At 73.8% G+C, this 16,525-nt stretch carries 18 protein-coding genes and 2 pseudogenes; 11 read left to right on the plus strand and 9 right to left on the minus strand.

The window, feature by feature from the left end:
* Positions 1-10 precede the first annotated feature (10 nt).
* On the minus strand, positions 11-394 hold the full coding sequence (locus ACSHWO_RS03170) for a winged helix-turn-helix transcriptional regulator (protein WP_361085067.1): 384 nt from the start codon (positions 392-394) through the stop codon (positions 11-13).
* A gap of 145 nt (positions 395-539) precedes the next feature.
* Here ACSHWO_RS03170 and ACSHWO_RS03175 point away from each other — a divergent pair, with 145 nt between their 5' ends.
* From ACSHWO_RS03175 to ACSHWO_RS03195, 5 genes and pseudogenes are all read left to right on the plus strand, one after another.
* The gene (locus ACSHWO_RS03175) at positions 540-947 is read left to right on the plus strand and encodes a RidA family protein (protein WP_385803987.1); all 408 of its coding nucleotides are present in this window, start codon (positions 540-542) and stop codon (positions 945-947) included.
* Between the two features lie 170 nt (positions 948-1,117).
* Positions 1,118-3,925, plus strand: a complete 2,808-nt coding sequence (locus ACSHWO_RS03180) for a hypothetical protein (RefSeq protein ID WP_438309960.1) — start codon at positions 1,118-1,120, stop codon at positions 3,923-3,925.
* 65 nt (positions 3,926-3,990) lie between these two features.
* Complete coding sequence (locus ACSHWO_RS03185; RefSeq protein WP_361085076.1) at positions 3,991-4,362, plus strand: hypothetical protein; 372 nt, start codon at positions 3,991-3,993, stop codon at positions 4,360-4,362.
* Between the two features lie 125 nt (positions 4,363-4,487).
* Positions 4,488-4,862, plus strand: a pseudogene (locus ACSHWO_RS03190) (DJ-1/PfpI family protein); the annotation flags it as partial.
* Between the two features lie 203 nt (positions 4,863-5,065).
* On the plus strand, positions 5,066-5,203 hold the full coding sequence (locus ACSHWO_RS03195; protein WP_438309961.1) for a hypothetical protein: 138 nt from the start codon (positions 5,066-5,068) through the stop codon (positions 5,201-5,203).
* A gap of 35 nt (positions 5,204-5,238) precedes the next feature.
* Here the strand turns inward: ACSHWO_RS03195 and ACSHWO_RS03200 are convergent, their stop codons facing one another.
* Positions 5,239-5,958, minus strand: a complete 720-nt coding sequence (locus ACSHWO_RS03200; RefSeq protein ID WP_438309963.1) for an esterase/lipase family protein — start codon at positions 5,956-5,958, stop codon at positions 5,239-5,241.
* A gap of 292 nt (positions 5,959-6,250) precedes the next feature.
* Here ACSHWO_RS03200 and ACSHWO_RS03205 point away from each other — a divergent pair.
* Positions 6,251-6,515, plus strand: a pseudogene (locus tag ACSHWO_RS03205) (hypothetical protein); the annotation flags it as partial.
* Positions 6,516-6,541: 26 nt separating this feature from the next.
* Here the strand turns inward: ACSHWO_RS03205 and ACSHWO_RS03210 are convergent.
* Positions 6,542-6,988 (minus strand): PPOX class F420-dependent oxidoreductase, encoded by a 447-nt coding sequence (locus ACSHWO_RS03210; protein ID WP_438309964.1) that lies wholly within the window; start codon positions 6,986-6,988, stop codon positions 6,542-6,544.
* Positions 6,989-7,179: 191 nt separating this feature from the next.
* Here ACSHWO_RS03210 and ACSHWO_RS03215 point away from each other — a divergent pair, with 191 nt between their 5' ends.
* On the plus strand, positions 7,180-7,380 hold the full coding sequence (locus ACSHWO_RS03215; protein ID WP_385804000.1) for a hypothetical protein: 201 nt from the start codon (positions 7,180-7,182) through the stop codon (positions 7,378-7,380).
* A 46-nt stretch (positions 7,381-7,426) separates the two neighbouring features.
* Here the strand turns inward: ACSHWO_RS03215 and ACSHWO_RS03220 are convergent, their stop codons facing one another.
* Together ACSHWO_RS03220 and ACSHWO_RS03225 are read right to left on the minus strand one after the other, a co-directional pair.
* Positions 7,427-7,993, minus strand: a complete 567-nt coding sequence (locus tag ACSHWO_RS03220; RefSeq protein ID WP_438309965.1) for a hypothetical protein — start codon at positions 7,991-7,993, stop codon at positions 7,427-7,429.
* Positions 7,994-8,119: 126 nt separating this feature from the next.
* A complete protein-coding gene (locus tag ACSHWO_RS03225; RefSeq protein ID WP_438309966.1) occupies positions 8,120-8,461 on the minus strand; it encodes a hypothetical protein in 342 nt (113 codons plus the stop codon).
* Between the two features lie 56 nt (positions 8,462-8,517).
* Here ACSHWO_RS03225 and ACSHWO_RS03230 point away from each other — a divergent pair, with 56 nt between their 5' ends.
* Complete coding sequence (locus ACSHWO_RS03230) at positions 8,518-9,060, plus strand: EF-hand domain-containing protein (protein WP_361085096.1); 543 nt, start codon at positions 8,518-8,520, stop codon at positions 9,058-9,060.
* Between the two features lie 155 nt (positions 9,061-9,215).
* Entirely contained in the window at positions 9,216-10,133 is a 918-nt protein-coding gene (bla, locus tag ACSHWO_RS03235) for a class A beta-lactamase (RefSeq protein ID WP_438309967.1), read from the plus strand.
* A gap of 110 nt (positions 10,134-10,243) precedes the next feature.
* Here bla and ACSHWO_RS03240 read toward each other — a convergent pair whose 3' ends face one another.
* The 3 genes from ACSHWO_RS03240 to ACSHWO_RS03250 form a co-directional block, all read right to left on the minus strand.
* On the minus strand, positions 10,244-11,962 hold the full coding sequence (locus tag ACSHWO_RS03240; protein WP_361085101.1) for an acyl-CoA dehydrogenase family protein: 1,719 nt from the start codon (positions 11,960-11,962) through the stop codon (positions 10,244-10,246).
* Positions 11,963-12,036: 74 nt separating this feature from the next.
* Positions 12,037-12,612, minus strand: a complete 576-nt coding sequence (locus tag ACSHWO_RS03245; RefSeq protein WP_438309968.1) for a PadR family transcriptional regulator — start codon at positions 12,610-12,612, stop codon at positions 12,037-12,039.
* Between the two features lie 127 nt (positions 12,613-12,739).
* A complete protein-coding gene (locus tag ACSHWO_RS03250; RefSeq protein ID WP_438309969.1) occupies positions 12,740-13,333 on the minus strand; it encodes a DUF4232 domain-containing protein in 594 nt (197 codons plus the stop codon).
* A gap of 215 nt (positions 13,334-13,548) precedes the next feature.
* Here ACSHWO_RS03250 and ACSHWO_RS03255 point away from each other — a divergent pair, with 215 nt between their 5' ends.
* The gene (locus ACSHWO_RS03255; protein WP_361085110.1) at positions 13,549-14,436 is read left to right on the plus strand and encodes an alpha/beta fold hydrolase; all 888 of its coding nucleotides are present in this window, start codon (positions 13,549-13,551) and stop codon (positions 14,434-14,436) included.
* 63 nt (positions 14,437-14,499) lie between these two features.
* Here ACSHWO_RS03255 and ACSHWO_RS03260 read toward each other — a convergent pair whose 3' ends face one another.
* Positions 14,500-16,041, minus strand: coding sequence for a hypothetical protein (locus ACSHWO_RS03260; protein WP_438309970.1), 1,542 nt, complete (start codon positions 16,039-16,041; stop codon positions 14,500-14,502).
* Positions 16,042-16,242: 201 nt separating this feature from the next.
* Here ACSHWO_RS03260 and ACSHWO_RS03265 point away from each other — a divergent pair, with 201 nt between their 5' ends.
* Positions 16,243-16,398 carry a DUF6131 family protein gene (locus ACSHWO_RS03265; RefSeq protein ID WP_404238943.1) on the plus strand — a complete coding sequence of 52 codons (156 nt, stop codon included), beginning with the start codon at positions 16,243-16,245 and terminating at the stop codon, positions 16,396-16,398.
* Positions 16,399-16,525 lie beyond the last annotated feature (127 nt).

The following is a 16,525-nucleotide window of genomic DNA, read 5'->3' on the forward strand; positions in this document are numbered from 1 at the left end:
CGCGCGGTCGTCAGCCGTCGAAGCGGCGGCGGGAGGCCTCGATGTGGCCGATGTACCGGTGGGTCCAGTCGCACAGGCGGGCGACGGTGTCGCGCAGGGCGGTACCGGCCTCGGTGAGGGTGTATTCGACCCGCGGCGGGACCGTGGGGTACACGGTGCGGTCGACCAGGCCGTTGCGCTCCAGCGTGCGGAGGTTCTGCGTGAGCATCTTGTGGCTGATGCCGTCGACCTCGTTGCGCAGCTCGCTGAAACGCAGTGTGCGCCCGCCGAGGGATTCGATGATCAGGAGCGCCCACTTGTTGGCGACGTCCGAGAAGACCTCCCGCCCCAGTGAGTCCGCGCGCAGGAGGTCTGCATCGTCGGCCGGGCTACCGCCGACCTGCTTGGTCACCATGAGGTTCCTCAGTTACCGAAAAGTGCGTTCTTCCACGTCAACGGTCACTCTCCTACGGTTTCCGAGTAACCACAAGAGAGCACGGGCGGCCATGTCCCAGGAACCGGACGCCGCCCGCTCGCGACGAGGAAGCAGGCGACGCAGCATGGCCATCACCTTGATCGACCCCAGCGGACTGCCGCAGGTGGACGCCTACCGGCAGGTGTCCGTCGCGTCGGGCTCGAAACTGGTCTCCATCGCCGGGCAGGTCGCCTGGGACGCCGACGGGACCACGGTCGGCGCGGGCGACCTCGCCGCCCAGGTCGAGCAGTGCTACCTCAACATCGGCACCGCACTGGCCGCGGCCGGGGCCTCCTTCGCCGACCTGGCGAAACTGACCGTCTACGTCGTCGACTGGACGCCCGACAAGATGCCGCGGCTCATGGACGGCATCGGCCGGGCGGCCGCGAGGCTGGGGGTCGCCCCGGTCCCGCCCGCCACGCTGCTGGGTGTCGCGGCCCTCGACGTACCCGAGCACCTGGTCGAGATCGAGGCCATGGCGGTCGTCGACTGAACCGCCGTGCGGTGACCCGGCCGCGTGGCGGCGCGGCCGCGTCCCCGCGGGGAGCGGAGAATCGATTCGTCATCCCCACAAGGACAAGGAATGCGCCATTCCGCTATCGCGGGGCGTATCGCTGCGGAATCCTGCCAGGGACGTTCCGACGCCAAGGGGTGGGAGAGGCGATGGCGGAGGGGGACCGGAACCTGTCGGTGCACGGCGACGCGGTCGGGCAGTTCGTCACCGGCGACGACAACGACGTCCTGAGCGTCGTCGTGAACGCGACGCATTCGACGGTGACCGTGGTGGGGCCGCCCGGGCGGCCCAAACCGGTGCGCCGCGAACGCATCGAGCGCCTGCCGCGCCGTGCGGGTCGCCCGCCCCTCGGCCGGGACACCGAGCTGGCGGCCCTGGTGCGCAGCATCACCGGCAACGAGCCGGCCGGGGTGCACGGACCGGAGGGCATCGGCAAGAGCACCCTGCTCCGCCATGCGGTGTTCGAGGTCGGCCACCACGACGGCGTGGTCTTCCTCGACGGGTACGGCAAGGACGCCGACGACCTGGCCCAGAGCGTCTTCGAGGCCTGCTACGACGCCCCGGGCTACCGACCGGGCGAGGGCGAGCTGCACCGCCTGCTGGCCGACCTCCGGCTCTGCGTCGTCATCGACGACCTCGACGTGCCGGCCCGGGAACTGACCCGGCTCCAGGACGCGGTGCCGTCCGGCACCGTGGCGTTCACCTCGCGCGAGCGCCTGCTGTGGGGCGAGGGCGAGGCCATCGCCCTCACCGGTCTTTCCCCGTCGGCGGGCGAGCAGTTGCTGGCCCGCACGCTGGAACGTCCGCTGCTGCCGGCCGAGACGGAGGCGGCCGCCGCGCTGTGGCGGGCCAGCCAGGGGCATCCCGCCGCGTTGATCAGGGCGGCGGCCCTGGCCCGCCCCGCCGGGGACGGCACGCCCGGCGGGGCGGCCGTGCTGCCGGCGCCCGCCGAGGTCCCGGAACTGCTGCGCGGGGCCGTGGCCCGGCTGGGCGGCGCGTCCCGGCACGTCCTGGCGTTCCTCGCGGTGGCGCCGAGGGCGCAGGCCACCGTGGACGTCCTCGCGCTGCTGGTGCCCGGCACGACCACGACCGCCGTCGCGGACGCCGTCGACCGGCTGACCGGGCTGGGGCTGCTGAACCGCACCGGTCCGCACGTCCGCCTGGCCGGCGATCCGGGCGGCCCACTGCCGGAGGGCCTCGCGCTCACCCCGCAGCAGGTCGCGGAGGCGACGACCCGGCTCACCGGATGGGCCGCGGACCGGCGGACCCCGCCCGCCGCCCTGGCGGACCACAGTCTGCTGATCGCCGGGCTCGCAGAGACCGTCGGCCGGGCGGGCCGGCCGGACCTGGGCGTCGCCCTCACCCGGGCCGCCGCCCCCGGCACGGCGTGCTCCCTGCGCTGGGGCGCGTGGGACCGGATCATCGGCCGCGGCCTGGCCTCGGCCCGTCAGGCCGGTGACGAGCGGGCCCACGCGTACTTCACGTACGAGTCCGGTGTGCGCTCGTGGCTGACCGGCAAGCGGGGCGCCGCGGCCGCCGCGTTCGGTGCGGCCGCGGCAGCCTGGCACGCCCTCGGCGACCCCGCCGGCGCCGCCCTCGCCGAAGGCGCGCAGGCGCAGATCGCACCCGGCCCCGCCCCGTCCCCCGGCAGCGGTTCCGGCACGGACACGGACCCCGGCACGGCCACGGACAGGGGCACGGACACGGGCGCAGGTACGGACACCAGCAGCGGTACGGACACCAGCCCGGACACGGGCGGGGGCGCTGAGCACGGCACCGGCGCCGGCCCGTCGGGATCCGAGCCCGCGCCGCACCACGGCTCCGCCCACCCCGGGGACGCCGGCGCCCCGTCGTCACCCCCTCCGCCCGACCCGCAGGCACCCGCACCCGATCCGGGACTCCCCGCGCCGCCCGTGGATCCGGGCGGCCTGTCACTGTTCGCCAAGGTGATCATCGGCGGCTCGCTGATCACGGCGGCCTCCTTCGGCGGTGTGATCATCCTTGGCCAGGGCTCGGGCCCCGCAGAGACTCCGCCCACCGTGCCCCTGCACGTCCACGTGGCGACCAACCTCTTCGAGGTCAGGGACATGCCCGGTACCGCGGAGAGCGCCTGCCCGAGCGGCACCGGAAAGACCGACTGCACCAAGGTCTCGCAGGTGGCCAGGGGCGAGCGCGGGCCCGTACGCGTCATCCCCGCCGGACCGCTCCCGCCCGGCGTGAACCTCGTCTACTGGGGGTGCGAGGAGGACTCGCCCTCCTCGTCCTGCACCGTCCGGGCCGACCGCGAGCGCACCGTGTGCGCCACGACGACCAGCCCCGACGACGAGGCCGCGCGACGGGACTGCGTGCAGCGGACCGCCGGGCGGCCCCCGACCGCACCGCGAACCGTTCTGGTGGCCGTCCAGTTGGGGGCGGAGCAGTTCGAGGTCACGGTCACCCCCGACACACCGGGCACGCGGCCCTGCGTCCAGCCGCCGCTGGACCTGAAAGCGTCCGCACCGCCCAAGCGCGAGTGTGCGTTCGTGGTCCCGCTGAACACGAAGACGAACCTGACCGCCAAGATCACGGGCACGGCCCGGGCCTTCTCCCGCCCGTTCGACGGGGAACCCGAGTGGTTCGGCTGCGACGAAGGGCCGACCACGCCGGGCGCTGCCGATCCGAACGCCAGGGGCTTCGACGAGAGCACCGGCCGCCAGGAGCCGTACCCCAACGGCACGAAGACCTGCACGCTGAACCTCACCACCGGCCGGTACATCGGCCTGTCCAGCACCGACCTGAGCGACGGCGGCTCGACCGCCGCCCTCGCCGGCGCCTTCGCCCAACTCCCCCGCGTGCACATCGCTCCCGGTGTGACCGCCCTACCGAAGCCGGAGGAGGCCGCCCTGCAGCGCGTCCCCTGCTCCACGTTCGGCGGTCCGGAAGGCATCGAGTGCCTCGGCCCGTCCACGCACCGCTGACACCCACCACACCGCGGCCGACGGTCGCGGCCCGCACGCGAGACCATGACGAGGACGGGAAACCGATGACCGAGAACCAGAGCCGCGGCGGCATCACCATCCACGGCACCGCCACCGGCCAGTTCCTGAACGGCGACAACGCCACGCAGACCTCCACCACCATCTCCGCGGACGCCGGTTCGGCGGCCGTGGCGCCGTTCGTCGAACTGATGCTGGGCGTCATCTCGCGGCTGGACCTGTCGACCGACCAGGAGGCCGGCGCGCGGCGGGCGCTGGACGCGTTGCGCGGCGAGGCGGCCGGGGAGGAGCCGTCTCCCTCACGGCTCCAGCAGCTGATGGGCGGCTTCGTCAACTACCTGGCGCAGGCCGGCGCCCCCGCCCTGACCGCGGCCTTCATGACGCTGGCCCTGCACGTGGGCATCGCCGGCCCCCGGTAGCCCGCACCGCGCGGGCCCCCACCCGCCTGTCCGACGGAACTCCGTCATTGCAGCCGCGCGGGACGGGCGGCGACGATGGGGGCACGTCCACGACCCGCCGCGTTGTCATCGCGGTCTTCCCCGATGTCGGCCTCCACCCCGACGGGCCGGTCGCCCGGATCGACCCGGAAGTGGTGGCCTGGATCAATACGGCCGCGCCACCGGCCCGGCGGGTGGCGTCGGTGTGCGTCGGCGCCCATCTGCTGGCGGCGACCGGGCTGCTGGACGGCAGGACGGCCACCACCCACTGGTCGACGGCCGCCCAGTTGGCGGCCGACCACCCGGCGGTGAGGGTCGGCCCGGACCCCATCTTCGTAGGGTTCGGGAACGTGTCGCCGGCTGGGCGCTTGCTGACCGGGTGCCGGCCGCTGTTCGTGCGGGACCGGGTGCTGGCGGCCCGGCTCGCACTCGCCGTCGCCGTGGTGACGGCGGTGGCGGGTACGGCGCTGGCCGCGGCCCGCGCCGACCCGGCCGCGGCACTGACCACCGCCCTGGCCGGTGCCGCCGTCGTCACCGCGGCGGGACTCGTCCTGCTGCGGTCCCGGGACCGCAGCCGCGCACTGCTGCGGCTGCGGGAGGCCCTGCGGCAGCGGGGCGCCCCTGAGCCCCGACGTGCAGCTCGTCGACCTCGTCCGGCGCCATCGCAACCGTCAAGGAGACCGCCGTGAAGAAGAAGACCGCCCCGGTGGGCCCGCTGGCCCCCGCCCTGCGCCTGCGCGGTGCCGGCAGGCGAACCGTGTTCCTTGTCCTCGCGCTCTCGTGCGCCGCCCTGCTGGCCGGTCTCGTCCTGCTCCTGACCTGAAGGCGGACGGCTGCTCGACGCGACCGCCGGGCGGTTCAGCCGAGGTGGGCTCTGACCTGCTCGTAGACGGCCTTGTCGGTCGGGAACGCGGTGTGCTGCAGGCACGGGGTCACGTGGTTCACCGCCCCGGTGAGGACGACCGTGCTCTGGGGGCTGACGACGAGGTCGCACGGCGACCTCCACGTGGCGTAGCGGGTGGCGCCGGGGGTCTCGTCGCCGGTGTTGAGGGCGGTGAGGAACGGGGATCGCGGCCGCATGTCGGCGCAGGACGCGCCGCCGCACAGGTAGGCCGTGTTCGTGCCGTGGTTGGGACCCGCGAGGGAGACCCAGGCGTCGACCTTGGCGGCCCCGGCCAAGGTCTTGAGGTAGTGGCGGGAGGAGAGGGATCCCATCGAGTGGGTGACGAGGTCGACCTTGGCGGCTCCCGTGGCCGCCAGCACGCGGTCGATCTCGGCGGCGAGCCCAGCCGCGGTGGTGGCGTTCGACTGGCCGGTGGGATAGCTCCACTGGAACAGGCGGCCGGCGGGCCAGCCGTCGGTCCGGAACCGGCCGGCCATGGTGGCCCAGGTCGAGCCGTCGCTGTTCCAGCCGTGTACGAAGACGACGGGGTCCGGGGCGGCTGCCGCAACGGCGGCCGCCCCGGCCCCCGGCGCCGTACGGGCCGCCGCGGACGGGGCCGGGTAGACCGCGAGGACCAGGGTCAGGGCGGCGACGCTGACGGGGGCGGTGGCGCGGGGCGCGCGGCTCGGCTTCACGGGAAGCCGTTGTAGCGGCACCGCCGCGGCCGTGGGGCGGGTCGGGCGGACCCGTCACCCGCCCGGCTGTCCCGGATTCACTCCCGAGAGCGTTGCCGACAGGAAACGCGGCGCGCTGGTGCGGCCTCTGCTCCGGCTGTGCGTGCGGCTCTTGGCCCACGGTCGGTGCCGTGGAGGGTCACTGGACCGTGGGACGCGTGGCCGGGCTGGCCGGGCTGGCCTGGGTGAGCGTCCGCACGCTGCACCACTGTGACGGGATCGGGCTCGTGCGTCCGTCGGCGCGGACCGCGGCGGGGCCGGCACCGGCTCCTACGAACCTGCTGGTCGCGACGGGACCGCGGTGGGGCCGTCGGCGGTCATGCGGGGGCAGCGGCCTACCGGCTCGGCACCGTGCGTGGCCGCCGCCGCGGAGGGCCTGCGGGGTCGGGCCGGAGGCCGGGCAGCGGGCGGTGCGGAACCTCGGTGACGACCTGCGTTCCGGCCGGTGGGCCGAGCGCAACAGCGAGCCCGCCGAGCTCGAAGCGGCAGATCTGGGCCTTCGCCTGCTCGTGGCGTGAGTGGACACCGGGTCGGCGCTCGGGGCTCAGCCGAGCACGGCGCCGTAGACGTGGTCGACGGTCATCGTCATCAGGACGCGGCGGTCGGACACCATCACGGACCGGTACTCCTCCCAGTCCGGGTGTTCGCCCGCGGCGCTGCGGTAGTACGCCACCAGCGCCTCGACCTCCGGGCCGTGGGGGTCGGTGCCCGGGCCGGTGAGGGTGGCAACGCCCTCGGCTGTGGCCCAGGAACGGCCGTCGCTGCTGGTCACCTCCAGGGTGGCGCGCGGGTCGCGGCGCAGGTTCGCGGTCTTGGCGCGCCCCTCGGTCATCGAGACGTAGAGGGTGTTGGTCTCCGGGTCGTAGTGGGGCATGACCGGGGAGAGCTGCGGGCGGCCGTCGGACTTGATGGTGGCCAGGACGCCGAGTCGGCTCTCGGCGAGCAGGGTGCGCAGGATGTGCAGGCTGGGCTGCGTGTCGTCCGTGGTCACGGTGGGGCCTCCGACGGCTTGCGGGAGAATTGGATCAAGGCACCGTAGCCGCTCCCGTCGGACGGTGCGGAACGCAGGCGTTGCGACTCGGCCATTCGGATGGGACTCGTCCTCGCGCGGACGGGCGCCGCGACAGCGACCACCCACGCCCCTACGGTCTGGTCTGTCCTATTCCGCAGAAAGGTAGGCCCATGCGTTCTCTTCGTTCCGCCTTCACCGCCGTTGCCGCCGCCGCGATCGTCTTCGGGGCCGCCGGCACCGCGAGCGCCGACGTGACCGTGACCGTCCTGGAGCCGACCTCGAACACCTTCGTCTTCGGCGACTGGCTCCAGATCGCCGGCGACGACGTGTTCAACGCCGGATTCGACAACACCGTGGGCTCGAACAACTGACGCCCGCCGGGTCGGGCCGGCGCACCCGAACCGACCCCGCTGCCGCTCATCGGCCGAAACCGTTCGAACCGGCGGCACCCTGGTGGAGCGGGACGAGGGCGCCGGTGCTCGACGGCACGGCGGCGGGCGGGGTGGGGACGGCGGCGACGGGGCGGCCGCCGGGGTCGGCCAGCAGGTGGCGGCGGGCTCCGGGGACGGTGGCGTGCGTCCGCGGGGCGGCTGCGCACCACGCCCCGCGCGCCCGGGCGGGACCGCCCGAGATCCACGCGGTGGCCGGCTCGCGGGCGATCCGGACGGCCGAGGCCGGCCCCGCCTCACCACCGCCCCCCGCCCCGCCCGGGTTCGTCTCGGCCGTCGCGCCGCCGCTCCAGCGGTGCCTCCAGCACGAGGTGGCCGGGAGCGGACTCCACGGCCGCGGCGCCCGACAGCAGCAGGACGGCGTCAGGATGCCGCCGAACAGGTCGAGGCCGATCAGGACCACCCCGCCCACCGGAGGCCGGTCCAGTCGCGGTGGGCGTCCGACGTCCACCACCCGGCCGCGAGCAGCAGCGCGCACCCGCCCGCGGCCGGTGAGCTCCACGGCCGGTTCGGAGCGGGACTTGCCCGGTCCCATGAAGCGTCCGAGGCGTCCGGCCGGCCCCGGGGAGGTCGGAGGTATCGTCCGGTCGACCGTCAGATCAGTGCGTACGCGGCCCCTTCCGTCCTTCGTGTCGGTCGTCGACGGCCGCGCAGCAGGCTCTCAGGCCTGCCCGCCGTCCGGCAGTCCCCCCTGCCGCCCCCGGCCGCCGTCCGGTACGCGTTCACCGTCCGCCGCCTGCGGTTGCGCCTGCGGCTGCTGCGCGCGCAGCCCGGCCAGTGCCCATTCGTCGGCGGCCCGCACCACCGCCGCCGTGGCGGTCGCCAGCAGGGACCGGTCCCCGTCCGTCCGGATGAACCCGAGCCGCTGCCCGGCCTCGACCAGGGCCGTGGACCAGTCCTGCCAGTGCGCCGCCGTGGGCCCGTCCGATGGCTGCGTCGGCCAGGCCAGACCGTCCGGACGGACACGCAGGTGTGCGGCCAGTGCCCGCCGGCCTGTGGACACGCCCCCGGGCGCGTCAATCGACGGGCTCGCGCGGCGGACCGACCTACCCTCCCGGCATGAGCGTCAAGAGGGCGGCGGTGGCCGACGAGATCTTCGACCGGTTGGACACGAACGGCGACGGGGTGCTGACCGCGGAGGACTACCGGGGCAGCGCCGAGCAGCTGCTGCAGTCGTACGGGATGGGGCCCAGCGCACCGAAGGGACGCGCGCTGATCGAGGCGAACCAGGCGCTGTGGGAGCGGCAGGCCGAGCTGGTCGACCGCGATCACGACGGGAGGATCGACCGGCAGGAGTACCGGGAGTGGTTCGCCTCCCTGCCCGCCTCGGAGTCGGCCTCGGGCGCGCCCTCCGGCTCGCCGGAGGTGATGGCGGTCCTGCACGCGCAGTTCACGGTGGCCGACCGGGACGGCGACGGACTGATGGACCTCCACGACTTCACGATGTGGCGGGAGCTCAAGGGCGTGTCCGGACGGGAGGCGACCGCCGCCTTCGAGCTGATCGACTCCGACGGCGACGGCGCCATCGGCTGGCAGGACTTCGTCGGCGCGGCCGCCGCGCACGGCCTGGAAGCCCTGCTGTACGGGCCGGGGCGGGCGTAGGGCGGCTCGCCGCGCGGCGGGGGGGCGGGGCCGGGGCGCGCGGGTCGGCCGGCGCACGTCCTCCGCCGCGGATCCCCGGGAACCGAAATGATCTTGCTTGGCGTCCTCCCTGTCACGTGACCGACCACCACGAGCAAGACAGAGGAGAGGCTGACGTGAAGACACCGGGAACGACACCGTCCCGTCGCACGCTGCTGACCGCCGGGGCGGGTGCGGCGCTGGCCGCGGCACTGCCGGCGGGCACCGCCCGTGCCGCCTCGTCGTACGACGCAGGGGGCGTCGTGGCACAGCTGCGCGCGCTGGAGCGCGCGCACGGGGCACGGCTGGGCGTGTACGCACGGGACACCGCCACCGGCCGTACCGTCCTCCACCGCGCCGACGAACTCTTCCCCATGTGCTCGGTGTTCAAGACCGTCGCCGTGGCGGCCGTCCTGCGGGACCTCGACCACGACGGCAGCCACCTCGCCAAGCGCATCCACTACACGCGGCAGGACGTCACGGACGCCGGCGGCGGTGACATCACACAGGTCGAGGAGAACATCGCGAACGGCCTGACCGTGGCCGAGCTGTGCTCCGCCGCCATCGCCCAGAGCGACAACGCCGCCGCGAACCTCCTGCTCCGCGAGCTGGGCGGCCCCACCGCGGTCACCCGCTTCTGCCGGTCCCTCGGGGACCGCACCACCCGGCTCGACCGGTGGGAGCCCGCGCTGAACTCGGCCGAGCCCGACCGGGTGACCGACACCACCAGCCCCCGCGCGATCGGGCTGACGTACACCCGGCTCGCCCTCGGCAACGCGCTGTCCCCGCGGCACCGCGAGCAGCTGAACCGGTGGCTGCTGTCGAACACCACGAGCAGCGAGCGCATGCGCAAGGGCGTGCCCCGGGAGTGGGCCCTCGGCGACAAGACGGGCGCCGGCTCGTACGGGACCAACAACGACGTGGGCATCGCCTGGCCGCCGGGACGGCCGCCGGTGGTGCTGGCCGTCCTCACCACCAGGCCGGAGGCGACCGCTCCGCGGGACAACGACCTGATCGTCAGGACTGCGGAGCTACTGACGAAGACGCTGGTCTGACGGAGACGACGGCCTGAAACCTCCGGCCGGTCTCCCCGGCCCGGGCCGCGGCGGCGGTTCCGGGCGGCCTCCACCGCGTCGCGCGGGGAGGCCGCCCGTTCCCCGTCCGGTTACGGGGCCATCTCGTACGCCCCGGACAGGGCCTCGACGCGGGCCCAGACACGGGCCGCGCGCGCCTCGTCGACGACGGGGCGGCGGACCGCCCCCAGCGCCCAGGCCTGCTGATCCGCCGTGGCGGAGTCCTTGCCGTACAGCTCGACGGCGTGGCCGGAGAAGTCCCGGACGAGGACGGAGAACAGCTCGTCGAGGACGTCCTGGTCGAGACCGGTCAGGCGGGCCTGCTCCAGGATGAGCTGGCCGTGCACGACCAGGGCGAACAGCTGGCCGACGGAGAGCAGGAAGTCGAGGTCGCGGCTCTGCTGCTCGTCGGGGGCCGTGGTGGCGACGAACTCGCACAGCGCGTCGGCCTGCTCGCGGAACCGGGCGACATTGGGCACCTCGGCGTACGCGTCGAAGGCGGGCCGCCAGTCGTGGAAGCGTACGGAGCCGAGGCCCCGGGCCGGGCCCTGGCGGAAGAGGAAGTCGTCGTCGGCCGCGTCGAGGCGGGTCGGGACGGCCGGGTACTCGACCGGCTCCAGCAGGTGGTTGCGCATGAACTTGAGGATCAGCGCGAGGTTGACGTGGACCGTGCCCTCCAGCTTGGGCAGGCCGCGGATCTCGACGGCCGCCTGGGCGAAGTAGTTGTCCTTCTCGAAGCCCTTGGCGGCGATGACGTCCCACATCAGGTCGATGACCTTCTCGCCCTCCGTGGTCACCTTCATCTTCGTCATCGGGTTGAAGAGGAGGTAGCGGCGGTCGTCGGGACCGGCGGTGCGGAAGTAGTCGACGGCGCGGTCGCTGAACAGCTTCATGCCGACGAGGCGTACGTAGGCGTCGGCCAGCTCGCGGCGCACGTGCGGGAAGGCGGTGACGGGGCGCCCGTACAGGATGCGGTTGTGGGCGTGGGTGACGGCCTCGTACATCGCGTGCTCGCAGATGCCGATCGAGGCGGTGCACAGGTTGAACTTGCCGACGTTGACGGTGTTGAGGGCGGCGTCGAAGGCGGCGCGGCCGGTGTGGAGGACGTCCTCGGCGCCGACGGGGTAGTCCTCCAGGCGGAACTCGCTGACGTACTTGGAGGAGTCGACGACGTTCTTCACGAGGTGGTAGTTCGGGTGGCGGCTGTCGGCCGCGAAGAAGACGTACGCGTCCGGGCCCTCCATGTCGGTGCGGCGGCCGAAGACGGAGACGAGGCCCGCGGCGTTGCCGTTGCCGATGTAGTACTTGGAGCCGGTGGCGCGGAAGCCGCCGTTGCCGTCCGGCTCCAGCAGCATGTCGGTGGAGTAGATGTCGGCGCCGTGGCTCTTCTCGGAGAGGCCGAAGGCGAACACCTCGCCTTGGGCGAGGAGTTCCGCGGCGCGGGCCCGCGCGGCGGCGTTGCCGCTCTGCCAGACCGGGCCGAGACCGAGGATGGTCACCTGCCAGGCGTACCAGTAGTCGAGGCCGTAGAAGCCGAATATCTCGTTCAGGGCCGCGATCCGGGCGGTGTCCCAGCGCTGGTCGTCCTGCCGGGCGGCGGAGGCCGGGGTGAGGAAGGTGGCGAACAGGCCCTCCTTGGCGGCGAACGCGAGGAAGTCGGCCAGCCAGGCCCGGGAGCGGTAGTCCTCGATCAGCTTGCGCTTGCCCCGCTCCTCGAACCAGTCGACGGTGGCGCGCAGCAGCCTGCGGGTCTCGGGGTCGAAGTGCGCCGGGTCGTAGGTGCGCGGGTTGAACAGCAGCGGATCGGTCATGGAGGTTCGCCTTCCGAGGGGTCGGGTGTCGGGGGGTGGAGCCGGGCGGTGCGCGCGGGAGGAGGTGGTGCGGTTCAGTCGGTCGTCGCGGCCGGCGGTACCGCGCCGAGCCGGTGCAGGGTGGCGAGGACGTCCTCGAGCCAGGCGATGGTCATCCGCTCGTAGGCGATGCCGCCGCGGAGCACGACGTGCTGGAGTTCCTGGCCGGCGTCGAGCGGTGCGGGGGCCTCGGGTCCGGTGAAGTCGCGGACCTCGCCGGCGAGGTAGTGGGCGAGGCGGTCGCCGTGCGCCCTGCGGTGCCGTTCGACCTCGGCGATCAGCGCGGCGGGGTCGTCGAAGGCCGCACCGCGGATCTTCACGGCCAGGTCGTGGCGCAGGCTCTCGGGTTCGATCGGGTCGTGCAGCCAGCGGGCGAGCGCGGCCCGGCCGGGGCCGGCGACGGAGTACTCCTTCTTGTCCGGCCGGCCCTGCTGCGGGACCTCGCGGACGGCGAGCATGCCGTCGGCTTCCATGCGCTTGAGGACGCGGTAGATCTGCTGGTGGGTGGCCGTCCAGAAGTAGCCGATGGACCGGTCGAACCTGCGGGCCAGCTCATAGCCGGAGCCCGGCTTCTCCAGCAGGGAGACGAGGATCGCGTGGTCGAGCGCCATACTGCGATCCTGCTATGCAACTCGTTGCATAGACAAGCGGGCGGGGCGAGGTGAGACGCGGGTCACCCGGAGCGCGTGCAGGCCCGCGGGCGCGGGCGGTCGGGCAGGCGGTCGGTCGGTCGGCGGGTCAGGACGAGGTCCGGAAGGCGGTGGCCTTCACGGCGGCGCCGCACAGCGCGAAGTCCCCGCCGTCCGCCGGTGCCAGCTGGAGCCCTCCGCCCGCGACGCCCACGACCATCGACGGCGCGACGGTCGGCTCGCCGCCGGAGTCGCAGTACCCACCGGCCTCGCCGAGGACCGGGGTGAACGAGATGCGGGTCTCGGCCCTGCCGCCGACGGGCAGCAGCACCGGCCGGGCGGCGCCCAGGCGGCGGACGGCGAGGGGCTTGTTCCTGTTGGGCGAGCCCTGGCCGGCCAGGGCGACGGTGGGGTGACCCTGCAGTACGCAGGCCCTCGGGCCCTCGTTGATCACGGTGATCCGCACCTGCGTCGGGCCCATGCGGTCGGCGCTGTCGGCGACGAGCTGGGTGACGGGGCACGGGGGCGCCGGGGCCCGGCCGGCGGCATCCTCCCCGGCGGCCGGGACGGCGGCTGTGGCCGCGGCTTCTGCGGCGGCGACCGGGGATGCTCCGGCCAGGAGGACGCCCCCGGTGAGGACGGCGGCGGCCAGGAGCAGGCGGCGCCCGCACGGCGCCGCGCCACGCTTCCCTGGATGGGTCATGGCTGTTCTCCGCAAGGGGACGGGAGTGCTGGAGGGGGCCCTCTCCCAGCCTGGCACCGTCCGGGGCGGGCCGCGCGTCAGCGCGATCCGCCGGCCCGTCGGCGGGGATCCGCCGGCTTCTGCCCGCTCGGGAAGAATTCTGTGCCGGAGAGCGATGAGTTCCGGTGGCCGGCCCGGTCTGTCTTCTCGACAGCACACACCTGGAGGAGCCCACCATGACCGAGACCGTGACCCGCACCCTGGAATCGACGGGCGCGACGGTGGCGTACGACGTGCGCGGCGCGGACGCCGGCGGAGCCGGACCGACCGGTCGGCGGCCGGCCCTGTTCCTCATCGGCTCGCCGATGGACGCCGCCGGGTTCGGCACGCTGGCGTCGTACTTCACCGACCGGACCGTGATCACGTACGACCCGCGGGGCGTCGGCCGGAGCGCCCGCACCGACGGGGCGGCCGAGACCCTGCCGGAGGAGCACGCCGAGGACCTGCGGCGGGTGATCGAGGCCGTCGGGGCCGGCCCGGTGGACGTGTTCGCCAGCAGCGGCGGCGCCGTCAACGGGCTGGCGCTGGTCGCACGTCACCCGGAGCTGGTGCGGATCCTCGTCGCTCACGAGCCGCCGACGGCGCAGGTCCTGCCGGACCGGGAGGCGGCGCTGGCGGTGTGCGAGGACGTCCACACGACCTACCTGCGTGAAGGCATGGGGCCGGCGATGGCCAAGTTCCTCGCGGTGGCCATGCGGACGGGCCCCTTCCAGGAGAACTGGCGGGACGAGCCCGCCCCGGACCCGGCCGCCTTCGGGCTGCCGGCCGAGGACGACGGCTCGCGCGGGGATCCGCTGCTGGGGCAGAACATGCGCGGCTGCACCTCGTACCGGCCGGACTTCGCGGCGCTGCGGGCTGCGGACACCCGGATCGTCGTCGCGGCGGGCAAGGAGTCGGAAGGGCAGTTCCCGGCGCGGGCCGCGGCGGGGGTCGCCGAAGGGCTGGGCGTCGGGCTGACGCCGTTCCCCAGCCACCACGGGGGCTTCCTCGGCGGGGAGTACGGGCAGCAGGGGGACCCGGAGGCGTTCGCCGGGGCCCTGCGCGACGTCCTGGACGGCGGCTGACGGCCGACGGCCGACCACGGACCGCCGACCATCGGCCATCGGCCATCGGCCATCAACTGGTGCCTACTGGCTGCCGCCCTTGAGACGGCGGTTGACCTCCTCGTTGACACGGCGGTTGAGTTCGGCCAGTTGCTCGGGGGTGTAGCCCTTGAGGTCACCGACGTCCGGTGGGGCGTTCGACTCGGGTTGCTTCCGTTTGGCGTCCTCGCGGCGCGTGAGCTCCTGCTCCTCCGGCGAGCCGGGGGCCGCGTACGCGCACCGGATGAGCGAGCCGTCGGCGGCCTTCAGGCAGGACACCTCGCGGCCGCCGACCTGGCCCCTGCCCTCCACCCGGTAGCGGATGTTCTGTTCGCTGCCGATGGTGGCGGTCCAAGTGGCGCCGCCCGTGGGCACGACCTCGAACACCTGGTCGTCGTTGTAGCAGCAGACGTCCCGGTACTCGGCCTTGACCAGGGCGACGATCGATTTCGGCGAGGACCAGGTGGGGTTGAGCCGGTGGACGGTCAGCGGGGCGAGCCCGCCGCCCCGGTGCCGGGTCGGCACCATCGACACGGCCACGACGGAGCTCGCCTCGCCCTGCGGGGTGAGCGGGGTGACGTACGCGCTGCGCCCCGACCCGTCGCGGTAGCGCAGGGTGAACTCCGACTCGTTGCCCTCGTTGGCGCCGTCCTCGGAGGCGTCCCAGCCGCTGCGCTCGAACCACCAGTCGGCGAAGCTGCCGACGGCAGCGGTGGATTCCCGCTGCCGGGCCGCGAGGCTCTTCGGGTAGGAGGAGCCGGGGACGTCGGCCGTGTCGGTGGTGAGGGTCAGCTTTCCGGTCCGCCCGTCGTAGAGGGCGACTCCGGCGGGACGTTCCGTCACCGTCAGGAGACCGGTCTGCCGTTTGAGGGGGACGACCACGAGGGGGGTGTCCCCCGAGCACGTGACGTAGGCGTCGGAGGCCTCGAAGCGCACCCACCGCTTCTGCGCGGATATCTTCCGGCCGAGGTTGTGGCCGAACCAGCCGCCGATGCGGGCGTCGGCCACGTCCACGTCGAACGTGCAGCGCTGCTGGGAGCGCCCACCGCCGCCGAGCGGGACCTCCTGGACGAGGCCGACCTCGTATCCGGTCAGCCAGCCGCGCCGCTCGACCAGGGTGGCGAACCGGTCCGCATCGGGCAGATACGTGATGTCCGCTATCTCACCGGTGACATCACCCAGGTGCGGGGCGGCCTGCGCCTTTCCGACCACGTACGGGGACCTGGCCGCGAGGTCGGGCACCGCCTCGGTCACGATCTGGGTGCCGGCCATGTAGGCTCGGTCCTGCAGGTAGGACCCGTAGACCAGCCACACCACGCCGAGGGCCAGTCCCGCGATGACGCCCAGGCACCCGAGGGTCTTGACCCCCTCGCCCGCCGGGACGCCCCGGTTCTCCCGCCGCACGAGGCTGACGAGCCACGGCAGGAGCGCGAGCGCCGCGACGGCCGCCACGGCCGGCGCCAGCCAGGCGAACGCCTTCCGTAGCTCCCACACCATGATCGTGCTGAAGTACGGGGCGTACAGCGGTGCGAGCACCACCAGCAGCCCGAGCACGGCAAGCAGCGTGAAACGCACGGCCCGACCCATCAGCGCCCTCCCCAGCCTTCCCCCGACCCGGCCGTCACCATTGTGTCCCGCCGAACGGCCCGTGTCCCTTCCCCGGCCGAACAGATCTCCGGTGCGCGGACAAGTGGGACAGGAACCGGATATTCCGCGCCGCGCAGGCATGCCCGGGCGGATCGGTGGTAGACGCAGGGCGTCCCGTTCCCAGGCCGCGAGGAGGTTCTCGTGATTGTGCTCGGAGTGATTCTGCTGATCATCGGCTTCGTCTTCGGGATATCGATCCTGTGGACGATCGGCCTGATCCTCGTACTGATTGGCGTGGTGCTGTGGGTGCTCGGCGCGGCCGGACATGCTGTGGGGGGCCGCAAACACTATTACTGAGCCGCCCTGCCGCTGCCGCCCCTCCGCGGTGCGGCGGCGGCACTCCGTGCGGGTGGGTCCGGGCGCGTCCCGGGCCCACCCGCAGCCGTGGCTCCGGCCGGGACAGGCGGGTGTCGCGGTCCGGTGT

Origin of the sequence: Streptomyces pallidus (ex Mingjun et al. 2026) (assembly GCF_051550185.1) — a bacterium.
In the GTDB taxonomy this organism is placed as follows: Bacteria; Actinomycetota; Actinomycetes; order Streptomycetales; family Streptomycetaceae; genus Streptomyces.